Origin of the sequence: Paenibacillus sp. JGP012, assembly GCF_014203995.1 — a bacterium.
GTDB classification, from domain to species: Bacteria; Bacillota; Bacilli; order Paenibacillales; family Paenibacillaceae; genus Paenibacillus; species Paenibacillus silvae.
Map to the genome: position 1 here is coordinate 1 of NZ_JACHKG010000046.1, position 12,269 is coordinate 12,269.

Sequence of the window (12,269 nt, forward strand, 5' to 3'; positions counted from 1 at the left end):
GTAGCTCTGAAATGGTGGTTTTGTCACTTTCCATTTTAACCTACGAGTGCAGCAATATGGAGGGCTATCCTTGGTTTATGTTCATCATAGCTAGAATTCCAGAAAGCCCAAAACCCCACAAATAAGGTCATCTGAGATCGTTACACTTACACTCACACTCAAATATATCCAGGGCTATCTCAACTGATATGTTCCCACCAGTGTCTGCATGGCTGTGGCTTTGTTGTATCAACGAATATGTTCCTACCAGCATCTACATAACTGTCACATCGTGCCTGCGATAATTGCATCATCCCTTCGCTATTTGCACCATGCCAGCGATATTTTTGTATCGTTCTTACAGTGTGATTGGTTCTACCAGGCCGCGATAGAGCCATCTGTCCGGCTCTCTGTACCTCCGCACAGTACGCCTGTATCCGGGTTGCGCCAGATGATCTGTCCACGTCCAAACTGGGAAGCGTCCAGCTCGGTGCGGATGTCGTGTCCTTTGCGGGCGAGCGCTTGGGCAATGTGCGGCGGGAAGCCCTGCTCTACGAGCACCGTTTTATCCTTCATCCACTGCCAGCGCGGCGAATCGAGGGCTGCTTGTGGATTCAGGTGGTAATCGATCGTATTCATCACGACCTGCACATGACCCTGGGGCTGCATAAAACCGCCCATGACCCCGAATGGACCGACAGCCTCATCGCCGCGTGTCAGGAATCCGGGGATAATTGTATGATATGTGCGTTTGCCTGGCTCCAGAGCGTTGGCTTGCTGCGGATCGAGCGAGAAGTTATGTCCGCGGTTCTGAAGTGCGATGCCTGTGCCCGGCACCGCCAGTCCTGAGCCAAAGCCCATATAATTACTCTGGATAAAAGAAACCATGTTGCCTTCGCCATCTGCGGCTGCCAAATAAACAGTACCGCTTGCTCGCGGATCACCAGCTTCTGGTGCCTGTGCTGTGTCGCCAATAAGCTTGCGTCGTTCTGCGGCATAGGCCTCGGATAACAGTTCTTCCACGGATACGCCCATCTTGCGTTCTTCCGTAATGTATTTTTCCCCATCGGCAAAAGCCAGCTTTATCGCCTCCAGCTGCCGATGATAACTGACGACAGATTCCTTCTCGGAAAAGTCGAAGCCCTTCAGCAGATTGAGTGCGGAGAGGGCGATCAGCCCTTGCCCATTCGGCGGAATCTCCCACACATCGTAGCCGCGATAAGATACCGAGATCGGATCAACCCATTCCGGCTGAAAAGCCTTCAGGTCATCACGAGTCAGGTAACCGCCGTGCTCGGCCATAAAAGCGTGAATGCGTTCCGCCAGTTCTCCTTCGTAAAAGTCTCGCGCTTCGCTCTCGCCAATCCGGCGCAACGTGGCCGCATGGCCCGGCGAGCGCCACAGCTCCCCAGCAGCGGGCACGCGCCCGCCAGGGGCAAACGTCTCAAACCACGCACGCCCTGCATCCGCATCGCCCTGGCGTGCATAGACCTCGGCTGCCCGTGCCCAGTGGCGGGCAAGCCCCGGCGCAAGCGGATAACCTTCCTCCGCATAGCGGATGGCCGGTTCCAGCACCTGCGCCAGCGTGAGCCGTCCAAAACGACGGCTCAGCTCCGCCCACCCCGCCGGTGCGCCAGGCACCGTCACCGGCACAACCCCCAGCTTCGGCATGTCCGTATAGCCTGCCGCCTGCAGCGCCTCAATCGAAATGCTCTGAGGCGCAGGCCCACTGGCATTCAGGCCATGCAGCTTGCCCTCCGTCCAGACGAGGGCAAAAGCATCGCCACCAATGCCATTGGACGTTGGCTCCAGCACGGTGAGTGCTGCTGCGGTAGCAATGGCGGCATCGATTGCATTGCCGCCTTGCTTCAATATATCCAGCCCCGCTTGTGCCGCTAGCGGCTGGGATGTAGCAACCATGCCTTGCTTGGCATAGACGGGTACCCGGTAGGAGGGATAGGGTTGGTAGAGAGAATCAAAGTTCATGGTGGGTCAGCTCCTTGTCGCGAGATGTCAGATTTTGTTTTAACCGAAGCGATAGCTCCTAAACCCTTTTCGCAACCAGATCGTCAAACTCCTGCCAAACGCTCCAAATCCAACCTGACATTGGCAAGCGCAGGGTGAAATTTTTGGGACAATGGATTATCTCTGACACGTACACATACATATACACACACATACTCATACCCAGATCCATACCCATATCCATACCCATATCCATACCCATATCCATACCCATATCCATATGGGTATCACTATTTATATTTATCTCTATATCTAACTTTGTATTTGTATTAGTATCCACAGCCACCACCATAATCGTAATCATCTCTATATCTTATTTGTATCTATAGCCACGGCTGCACCTGTTCCGGTTCCGGTATCTCCATCCCCATCTCTATTTGTTGAACCATTGAACTAAAGCTCCTTACACAAAACGCTCGCCCAAGCCTTCTTACAGAAAGCTTGGGCGAGCGTTTCACTTGCACTGTTTTTCTATCCTCTATGTCTATGTGCTTCATTAGTAATCAAACGTATATAGAATCAGCTGCAGCTGCATATGCTTACGTAGTTACCATATCGCCGCCGTTCACATGAATGCATTCACCCGTAACATAGGAGGAATCACGCGATGCCAGATAGACGTATGCTGCTGCAAGTTCATAGGGCTGGCCTGCCCGGCCCATCGGCGTATCTGTGCCAAACACCTGCACATCCTCAGCCGAGAAGCTGGACGGAATAAGCGGAGTCCAGATTGGACCCGGAGCAACAGCGTTTACCCGAATGCCTTTATCCGCCAGGGATTGGGAAAGTACACGCGTGAGCGACACGACCGCTCCCTTGGTTGAGGAATAATCAATGAGTCGCACATCACCTTTGTAAGCCGTAATGGAGGCCGTGTTGATGATGGATGCTCCTTTGCACAGATGCGGAAGGGCGCTCTGGATCAGGAAAAAATACGAGAATACATTGGTCTGAAACGTATGATAGAGCTGCTCCTCCGAGATGTCGACAATGCTCTGCTGCACGTATTGCACGGCGTGGTTGTTGACCAGCACATCCATTTTGCCGAACGTTTCCATTGTCTTGCGAATGACCTGTTCACAATTGGGCTTCAGCCGCAGATCGGTTTCAATCAACAGACAGCGCTGACCCAGCTCCTCGATCCGGCTGCGTGTCCATTCAGCGTCTGTTCGTTCGTACAAATAAGCAATAACAACGTCTGCCCCTTCCTTGGCAAAAGCAATCGCTGCCGCCCGTCCAATGCCGCTGTCGCCGCCAGTTATAATCGCAACTTTGCCTTGAAGCTTGCAGCTGCCAATATAAGCAGGGTCCTCGCTGATGGGCTCGGGAACCATTAATGTCTCCAGACCGGGCTGTTGATCCTGATGCTGGGGCGGGAAAGCCAGCTTCTGCGGTTTACACACGGTTTTCTCACCGTAAAATGGATAGACCGGGTTCATCGTTTGCACAACCTCCTCGAACATTCCTTGATAAGCCTACCCTATGCATTCGCCCAGAGGAAGGTGCGGTGTGATCCGATTAGAATGCTTGTTTTCTGCAGGAAACGTATACCATAATAAGGATGTATCCCTTTAAAATAACCGGAGGTGTCAGGAGCCATATGAACATTCAGGGAATCAACCATTTATGCTTTTCCGTATCCAATCTGGAGCAATCCATTACATTCTTTGAGCAGGCTCTAGGTGCCCGAATCCAGGTAAAAGGACGCAAGCTGGCTTACTTTGAACTGGCCGGGCTTTGGATTGCTTTGAATCAGGAGGATGTTCTTCGTAATTATACGGAACGTACCTATACCCATATCGCCTTTACTGTAAAAGAAGAGGAGTTTGAAGCATCGGTAGAGCAGCTGCGAGCAGCCGGAGCCGATATTATCCCCGGAAGACCAAGAGATGCGAAGGATGGGAAATCGGTTTATTTTACAGACCCGGACGGTCATTTATTTGAACTGCACACAGGCAGTTTGCAGCAGCGGCTAAAATATTATCGTGAGGAAAAACCACATATGACTTTTTATTCGTGAAATTTGCAGGAAAATGGAGGTAAATGGCAATTAACGTATTTTAAGTCACTGAAAATGTCCGTAAGATATAGTATAGGTCACCTTGATACGATGACCGGTCTGATGTTGATTAAAAACATAAGGAGAGATAAATATGGAGAAAAGAGGTACGAAATGGCTTGCCGCTGCAATGCAGCTCGGTTTTGTTATTATCATGCTTGTACCCTTCATTTCGGGACAGCTTCATATCTACGGGCTCCGTGGAGGACTGGTCCAAACTTACGGACAGCATATTTCGGTGTCAAACCAACCAATGAACGTTTCGTTGGAACTGAACGATCCGGTTCCTACTCGCTGAGCACAGCACAGGATGTATTCTGGAAGCTGGGCTCATTCATGTGAAGGGGCTCTACAAGGAGCCCCTTTATTTATTTCACTCATCCGAGTCTCCCTAGTTGTTAGGTGAAGATCGTTTACCTGATATAAGATTTGTAGTCCTCATAGCTCATTTTAGGTTCCTGCAAACTCAACCGAATAAGCTGCTGGCTGATATCCGCCTCGCGACTGGCGGCGATTCGTTTAAGCAGATCATGACTCATCCTCAGAAAATAGTAGCTTTGATCACGGTTATTTTTCTCATGAAATACGATGCCCAGCAGGCGGTATAACTTGGCACGAAGCATGCCTTCATCCTGGAGCTCCAGCAGCTGAAGGGCTTCTTTGATAATTGATTCTGCTTGCTCGGGGTTATTCTCTTCCAGATACACTTTACTGATTTCCTCCAGTATGGAAGCCTTCTTGTGAGGAAGCTTGCGCTGGTCATAGATTACTGCACATTCATTGAGCAGCCCAAGGGCTTCTTTTTTGTGTCCGATGTGAAGTTGAATGACAGCGAGATTGTGAAGTGCCAGAACATAGGAGTCGCTGTTTGCCTGTTTATAGGCTTCTACGGATTTTCTAGTCCAATCCTGACTTAACAGCATATGATCCTCATGATTCGACATATAATAGGCTTTGCCCAGACCCATCGTTATTTCTCCGTACAATTCCGCTTGTCCCGTCATACGGGCTTCCTTCTCCGCTTTGATATAATATTCCAGACCCTCGTCCACATTGCCCAGACGTAAATGGGTTGTGCCAAGATAAGTTAATGCGCAGATGTATTCATGATGCAGATGTTTGAGTCGGCTGCTGTAAGTATGTGCCTGCTCATAATATTTCCGGGCATCATGATATAGTTCTGCATGAAATGCGGCTCGTCCCATTTCCAGATAATACGCTACAATGTGCTCTCGATCTCCTGTTTGGATAATTGTAAAAGATGCAAGATCCCCCTCATCCAAAGTGCGCCGATATTCCCCAAGCCGATTGTAACTCCGCAGAATAAGCAGATAGGCCTCAGATTGATCCGATATATCCTCTGTTAGTGTCAGCACTTTATGTGCTATACGTATGCAATCAGAGTCATTTTGCGCAGCATAGCAGGTTTTGGCCTTGTCCAGAACAGCCTGAGCAATATCATTGTCTGCCTGCGCGCTTCCCCCTACAAAAAACTCCACGGGTGTATGAAGTCTTCTGGCGATGATTTTCAACACGCGGTGAGAAGGAACGGCCCTGCCTTTTTCGATAAGGCTTATGTAGGAACGTGTCATATCCTCACCTGCAAGTTGTTTCTGAGACAGTCCCAGCTGCTCACGGATTTTTTTGATTTTGGGTCCGATCATCCTCATTCACCATCCCTTGCATATAGTTTTAAGCGTTGAAAATGGATGGGTATACTGCATCCACAGAGTGAGCAAAAGCCGGGGTAAGTAAGGTTGAGGTTCATTTACCTCCATTTACAGTTTAAATGCGATTTGGAAGATTATAGAATGATAGTATCCAAGATGAAAGGAGGAAAAATGAATGGTGATTAAAGCGACTCCCATTACACTGGAGCAATTGAAGCGTAAAGAAATTGAAGCTTCACAATTGGAAGTAAATGGGCTGGGCGAGGCACGTGAAGTGAGTGCTCGTGCAGCAGTAGAAGCTCGTGCAGTAGAAGCTCGCGCGGTGGAAGCTCGTGCAGTAGAAGCCCGCGCGGTGGAAGCTCGTGCACTTGAAGCCCGTGCTTTGGAAGCTCGTGCACTTGAAGCTCGTGCTTTGGAAGCCCGCGCAGCCGAAGCTCGTGCTTTGGAAGCCCGTGCTGCCCTGGCTCGTGCCTAGGGCGTGTCTGAAAACGCTGAAGGAAGCAGATTTTGCTGAATTTTCGTTCCAAGCCAGGAAGTTTTCCGCAGACGTGCCGGGGCACGTCAAGGGAAAGTGACGCAGCAGGGGGCGAAAAGGCGGTAAAAGATGCAATTCAGTAGGTTTCAAGACACGTCCTAATGTTCTACTTACTTAAGATACGTTAGTTTCATAGATGAGAGCTTCTGCGGAAGCTCTTTCTCTCCCTCCATTTTAAAGAGATTCATACGTTTTGTATAAAGGGAGATCCATACGTTTGTATAACGAGGTGTCTGATACTGATGCATATTAAGCAGATATGGTCTCACATTCCGGAGCACATTGTCCCGATCAGGGAACTGAGCGAGCACCTTGGACTTAACCATGCCCAGACCAAAGTGCTGGAGAAAATTCATGGTTTGAAGCAGGTTCGGCACGACAGGGATGGGGATTTATCTTCGTTGCTTGGACAGGTTCTTGCCCAGGTGACAGGTCATCCTGACGTTGCTCCCACCTCGATTAAGTATATCATTTATTGCCACACAATTCAGGAAAATTTCCCCTTTCCTATGAAGATTTTGCAAGCTCTAAAGAGGGTTTACGGATTGCAGCATGCCATCGCGTTTTCGCTTACGCAGCAGAACTGTGCATCAGGGCTGATTGCCCTTCATGTGGCGGAGACATTGCTGCCTTCATTGGAAGCGGATGACCATATTTTAATTTTAACGGGCGAGAAAACCTTTAGCCCCGTAGTGCAGCTGATCCCCAATACAACGGTAATGGGAGAGGCGTCGGCAGCCGTTCTGGTAGGAAGCAGGGGAGCGGGAAGCCACGTCGTTGGACTCACCAGTATAACTTTGGGGCAATTCTGCAATGTATTGACGGGTTCTCCCCAAATCCTCAGGGAATTTCAAGAGATATACATTCCTCGGTTGTGTGAAGTGATTGTCACAGCTGTGGAGCAAGCGGGCCTGACTTTACAACAGATTCAATATATTGTTCCTCACAATGTAAATCTGTCTTCCTGGAAGAAGGTCGCTGCCGGTTTATCTTATCCTTATGAACGCATCTACACATCGAATGTACAGGAGATCGGACACTGTTTTTGTTCAGACCCGTACATTAATCTCCAGGCTATTCTGGAGCAGAAACTGATGCAGCGAGGGGATTATTATTTGCTTGTCACCGTTGGACTTGGCGTTACATTCAGTGTAGCAGTGATGCAATATGCAGAAACAGGGGGTGATGGCGATGACCATGGTGTTAACCGATTTCTCAAGCCGACTGAAGTGGGCGTTAACGGGCCGGCATGATGTTACCTTTGTCTATTTGAATAACTTTGAAGTGGAACAATACTGGGAGGACCCGGAAATCCTTAAGCTGCCCTCATTAAGCATAGGCTCGGCTGCGGATGTCGTACACCGGATGGAGGAGCTGGGGGTTTTTCTTGCCGGAGATCAAGATATTGTGCTGCTCAAGAGTTTGCCGAGCCCGGATTTTATAAGTGCTGCACAAGCTCTGGGGTTTGGCAGGTCCCGGTATATTGCACCCGAACACAACAATCAGGGACTTAACATAACGGCAAGTCTGCTGCAGTGCTCTGCCACGATGGACAAGCTGAGAGAACTGGCACAGACAGCAGAATCACCTGTGTATCTGGTTCCTTTTGGCACATCAGAGCAGGAAGAAGAGCTATCGCATCTTACAGGAATTCCCTTGGCGGTTCCTTCCTCCATGATCTTTCGTCAGGTGAATGACAAAGGATATTCGAGACGACTGAACAAGCGGCTTGATATTCGCCAGATCCCTGGTGTTGAGTGTGCGTCTCTGGAAGAGCTGGCCTCCGGTTTTGAACAGTTAAAATTCGTATTGGAGCAGGGCGGCCGTCTGGTCTTGAAGGATTCCATGGGGGTGTCTGGCAAAGGCATTACCGTAATCCCGGATGAAGCCAGATTTCAAAAGTGCATGAGCATGCTGGAGAAGCAGGCAGGCAAAAAAGGCATTCGCAAGATCAATTACGTGCTGGAGCAGTGGATTGACAAAATTTGCGATCTGAACTATCAGATTCTTATTGACCAATCCGGCGGGGTTGAATTTCTTGGTGTAAAGGAGTCCTTGGTAGAGCAGGGTGTACATCAAGGGCATCTTATGCCATCCAGGCTGAGTGAAGCTCAACTTGGAGTGATCCGTGAGGCTGCAGCACGCATCGGTGAAGCGCTGTATGGCGATGGATATTATGGCATTGCTGGTATGGACGCTATTCTGGATGAGGATGGTACCGTCTGGCCTAACCTGGAGATCAATGCAAGGTTTAACATGTCTACCTACCAGCTCAATATTCAGCAGCAGTACCTGCCTGATGGATATTATGGATTGGCCAAAAAATACACTCTGCGGCTTCATCGCCTGCTGGAGTATAAGGAACTTCATGCCATGCTGGGTGAATGGATGTTCAGACCAGAGAATGGAGAGGGCCTGCTGATCAATAATTTTGCCACAGTAAATGCAGCATTCAAAAGTGAGGGAACGATGTTCTCCGGGCGGCTGTACGGTATCATTATCGGCTCTTCTCCTGAACGACTGGCAGTTCTTGACGAGGCAGTAGAAGCCGCCCTGTCTTCCATTAACGAGGTGAGGTGAGTGTCTGTGGAATACGAGATTCAAGGGCTTCCTATTTCTAGTATCGCTCAGAGGTTTGGAACTCCGCTGTACGTGTATGACGGTGAAGTGCTTCGGCAGGTGTATCAAGAGCTTCGGGGGCTGCTTACACCCCAAGTGAAGCTGTTCTATTCCCTTAAAGCCAACCCGAATATTTCAATTGTGAACATGCTGCGGGAGATGGGGGCTCGGGCTGAGGTTTGTTCCTTGGCAGAACTTCATACCGCTGTAGAGGCAGGCGTTGACCCGCAACATATTATTTTTCTTGGACCAGGGAAAAGTGATGCCGAGATTACAGCGTGCATCCGTTGCGGGATATATGCCATTGTGTGTGAATCCTTTCAGGAGCTTGAGCGTATTGAGGAGATTGCTGCCCATGAAGGGCGAATGATGTCTGTTGCATTGCGTGTGAATCCTTCCTTTTCTGTCAAAGGGTCACGGCTAACAATGGGAGGTAAACCACGTCAGTTTGGAATTGACGAACAAAGTGTGCTGCAGGGAAAAGAACAGTTTGAGAAGTACACCCATATAGAGATTATGGGTCTCCATGTGTATATGGGCACCCGAATGTTAGAGATTGAGCCAATCGTTGAGAACACACGTCATATTCTGGAGCTTGCGGAGCGTATCGAAAATGAACTGGATATTACGTTGCGAATGGTTGACGTCGGCGGGGGTTTAGGTGTGCCTTATCATGAGGGTGAACAGTTCCTTGACATAAGCGAACTGACAGAGCAGCTGAATCCAATGTTCGAATCATTTCAGCGAAGCCACAAGAAAACCAGGCTGTTTATGGAGCTTGGCCGGTATTTGGTGGGAACCTGCGGGATGCTGGTCAGTAGGGCATTGTATGTGAAGCCATCATATGGAGAGAATTTTGTTGTTACGGATGGAGGGACAAACTGTCATATGGCAGCTGTAGGTACAGGCTCTTATGTGAAACGGAACTTCCCGATCGCATCCCTGACAAGATACGGCGAGACTCCTGAGGCTGAATACAATATCACAGGTCCATTATGCACCCCTAACGATGTTGTGGGCAAACGTGTGTCGCTGCCTCCAGTGGAACAGGGTGATTTGCTTGGTGTATTCCATTCAGGTGCTTATGGTCCAACCGCGTCTCCTACACACTTTTTGAGCCATGGAAGTCCGGCTGAAGTGCTGATTGTGGGGGGAGAAGCCTTTTTGATCCGGGAACGAGATACCCCTGAAGATTTGCTTGGCAAACAACGTCTTGTACAAGTATCGCCTACACCAATAACGAATTGATAAGGAGAGAAGATATCATGACAACAGCCGTTTTGCTTGAAGAGATCAAAGGTGCCCTTGCTGAGGTATTGAATACAGAAGCGAGACAAGATATCCAACTGAGCACGTCCTTGTTTGATGAGTTATATCTGGATTCAACTTCGGTGCTGGAATTGCTGATGACACTTGAAGACCGGATTGAAGGCTTGGAGATTGACCCGGATGAGCTTGAACCTGATGTATTTGATACGGTTGGTTCTCTCGCAGCTTATATTGAAAAGCAGCTTATCGCAGCCTGATGGTATCGTCTGTTTTCATTCGGGATATGCAGGTCAGGCTGTTTGAGGGAAGGAAGGCCCCGCTCGCCCTTCCTGACTTGATCCGTTTTCACAAGGACCTGCTTGCAGGTACTTCAATCCAGTATGATGCGGAACTTTTGCAGGCAAGCTGCAACAATGCCTATCATGAGATGAGTGTTGAACTTCTGGAGGAGACCGGGCTTTATCGAATGATACCAGAAGTAGATGTGCTCCTGCTGGCTCACAATTTTCCCAACAGCCGCCCGGATATCTCTGTAGTGAACTACCTGATGAATCGTTATCAGGGACAGTTTATCAGTTTTGCCGTAAATGATCTTGGGTTTGGGGCACCATTTGCAGCGCTGCATATGCTGCAACATTACCTGAACAGAGAAGGATATGCCAAGGGGATGCTGCTTGTTATGGATCAGACGTCTTTTCCCTATAAAATCGATGAGCTTGCCTCAACAGCCGGACCTGATACTGCTGCGGCTATCTACCTTGATCGGATGACAGGTAGCGGCCCCGCCTTACTGGGTGTAGATATGCAGTATGCGGAGAACTCGATCAAGGATACAGCAGGTCTGGTACTTGACAGATTAGTCCGCGCAGCGGATGTTCATCGGAGTCGAATCAGCCTGCTCATACATCCCGATCTGAAAGAGCTCTGCCAAGATGCCCAGTGGTACAGGGAATGTCAATCAGAGAACTGTTACGATCCTTCACACTGGAGTGCCGCGCCATTTTTTAGTCTGCAGCAGATGCTCGGGGAGACGGACAGCGGCGAGTACATATGTCTCATGCATCTGGAGAAGACAGACTCCTTTATCCATGGTTTAATGATCCGAACATAAGCATATCCAATATGCGAGCTAACGGAGGAAGGAGGCCAAACATTGGCATTTGGCATTGTGGACATTGGAGTGTATCTGCCTGAGCAGATTCAACAGCCGGAAGAAGTGCTCAGTGCATTGGAGCTGGGCACTGGCGAGCTTCAGTTTCTGCGTAAGTACCACCATCTGAAGGGGGTGCCCGTAACGGACAGTGAGCAGATGCTCGATGATACAATTATTTATGCTGTGGAGCGGCTCCAGAAGGGATATCCCTTTTCCGAGATTGACCTTGTTCTTTATGTGCATTCCTTTCAGGTGCAGACTCCAGGCGACTATCGGCTTATGCAGCGCATTCTAAGCCGCCTGCAGCTGGAGCATGTACCATTCTACGGCTTGTCCCAGATGAATTGTGCTACCTCTATTGCTGCACTGCAATGGCTCGATCGTCTCTCGCAAACCCAGCCTCATATCCGAAATGTGCTGCTGATCTGCGCAGATCAGTTCAACTTTTTGCCTCCAGAATGGAGGTATCTGCGAAAATCAGCAATTCTGGGTGATTCTGCCGTGGCGGTTTTACTAAGCAGAGAGAGTTGTCAGCATGTCGTACAGGCCGCTCATGTCCTGCGGGATAACCGGTTTCATGCAGGTTACCATGCAGCTCCAGAAGAAATATCAGCATTTAATCAAGTATATATTGATCATATTATCCAGGGAATGCAGGAACTGCTGGCGTCACAAGGCTTAGGTTTTGAAGATATTAATCATATACTTCCTCACAATGTGAACTGGACCACCTGGAAGGAATTTTCCCGGCGTACGGGGGTAGGGCTCGAACGAATCTATCTGGATAACATTTCGCGAATTGGACATACCTTCTCCACAGACCCGTTTATTAATTTGAGCTCAGGATTGAAAGAGGGTTGGGTATGCCCGAAGGGACGATCCGTTATGGTCAGTATCGGACTGGGTAGTTTTTTTGGCTTTGCACTGGTTGAACATGGAGGCTGTGAAGAATGAACAGGA

Annotated in this window: 13 protein-coding genes; 9 read left to right on the forward strand and 4 right to left on the reverse strand. The window is 49.2% G+C overall.

From position 1 onward, the window contains the following. Positions 1–354 precede the first annotated feature (354 nt). The 3 genes from HNR77_RS28250 to HNR77_RS28260 form a co-directional block, all read right to left on the reverse strand. Complete coding sequence (locus HNR77_RS28250) at positions 355–1,965, reverse strand: gamma-glutamyltransferase family protein (RefSeq protein WP_184191182.1); 1,611 nt, start codon at positions 1,963–1,965, stop codon at positions 355–357. A gap of 58 nt (positions 1,966–2,023) precedes the next feature. After that, a complete protein-coding gene (locus HNR77_RS28255) occupies positions 2,024–2,308 on the reverse strand; it encodes a hypothetical protein (protein ID WP_184191184.1) in 285 nt (94 codons plus the stop codon). A 235-nt stretch (positions 2,309–2,543) separates the two neighbouring features. Beyond that, positions 2,544–3,443, reverse strand: a complete 900-nt coding sequence (locus HNR77_RS28260; protein WP_184191186.1) for an SDR family oxidoreductase — start codon at positions 3,441–3,443, stop codon at positions 2,544–2,546. A 161-nt stretch (positions 3,444–3,604) separates the two neighbouring features. On the opposite strand from HNR77_RS28260, the gene fosB reads away from it, so the two are divergent. After that, positions 3,605–4,024 carry a metallothiol transferase FosB gene (gene fosB / locus HNR77_RS28265; RefSeq protein WP_145405674.1) on the forward strand — a complete coding sequence of 140 codons (420 nt, stop codon included), beginning with the start codon at positions 3,605–3,607 and terminating at the stop codon, positions 4,022–4,024. A 133-nt stretch (positions 4,025–4,157) separates the two neighbouring features. Next, positions 4,158–4,361: a hypothetical protein gene (locus HNR77_RS28270; RefSeq protein ID WP_184191188.1), complete on the forward strand. Its 204-nt coding sequence runs from the start codon at positions 4,158–4,160 to the stop codon at positions 4,359–4,361. A gap of 115 nt (positions 4,362–4,476) precedes the next feature. Here HNR77_RS28270 and HNR77_RS28275 read toward each other — a convergent pair whose 3' ends face one another. Next, positions 4,477–5,727, reverse strand: a complete 1,251-nt coding sequence (locus HNR77_RS28275; RefSeq protein WP_184191190.1) for a helix-turn-helix domain-containing protein — start codon at positions 5,725–5,727, stop codon at positions 4,477–4,479. Between the two features lie 181 nt (positions 5,728–5,908). Here HNR77_RS28275 and HNR77_RS28280 point away from each other — a divergent pair, with 181 nt between their 5' ends. The 7 genes from HNR77_RS28280 to HNR77_RS28310 all read left to right on the forward strand — a co-directional run bounded on the left by HNR77_RS28280 (position 5,909) and on the right by HNR77_RS28310 (position 12,263). Next, entirely contained in the window at positions 5,909–6,208 is a 300-nt protein-coding gene (locus tag HNR77_RS28280) for a hypothetical protein (RefSeq protein WP_184191192.1), read from the forward strand. Positions 6,209–6,510: 302 nt separating this feature from the next. After that, on the forward strand, positions 6,511–7,521 hold the full coding sequence (locus HNR77_RS28285; RefSeq protein ID WP_184191194.1) for a 3-oxoacyl-[acyl-carrier-protein] synthase III C-terminal domain-containing protein: 1,011 nt from the start codon (positions 6,511–6,513) through the stop codon (positions 7,519–7,521). Then, positions 7,460–8,848: an ATP-binding protein gene (locus HNR77_RS28290; protein ID WP_184191196.1), complete on the forward strand. Its 1,389-nt coding sequence runs from the start codon at positions 7,460–7,462 to the stop codon at positions 8,846–8,848. Before HNR77_RS28285 ends, HNR77_RS28290 begins: the two co-directional genes overlap by 62 nt. After that, positions 8,849–10,135 carry a diaminopimelate decarboxylase gene (gene lysA, locus HNR77_RS28295; RefSeq protein WP_184191198.1) on the forward strand — a complete coding sequence of 429 codons (1,287 nt, stop codon included), beginning with the start codon at positions 8,849–8,851 and terminating at the stop codon, positions 10,133–10,135. 17 nt (positions 10,136–10,152) lie between these two features. Further along, positions 10,153–10,413 carry an acyl carrier protein gene (locus HNR77_RS28300; protein ID WP_184191200.1) on the forward strand — a complete coding sequence of 87 codons (261 nt, stop codon included), beginning with the start codon at positions 10,153–10,155 and terminating at the stop codon, positions 10,411–10,413. Then, complete coding sequence (locus HNR77_RS28305) at positions 10,413–11,267, forward strand: hypothetical protein (RefSeq protein WP_184191201.1); 855 nt, start codon at positions 10,413–10,415, stop codon at positions 11,265–11,267. The genes HNR77_RS28300 and HNR77_RS28305 overlap by 1 nt, the downstream gene beginning before the upstream one ends. A 42-nt stretch (positions 11,268–11,309) precedes the next feature. Next, complete coding sequence (locus tag HNR77_RS28310) at positions 11,310–12,263, forward strand: 3-oxoacyl-[acyl-carrier-protein] synthase III C-terminal domain-containing protein (protein ID WP_184191203.1); 954 nt, start codon at positions 11,310–11,312, stop codon at positions 12,261–12,263. The last annotated feature ends 6 nt before the right edge of the window (positions 12,264–12,269 follow it).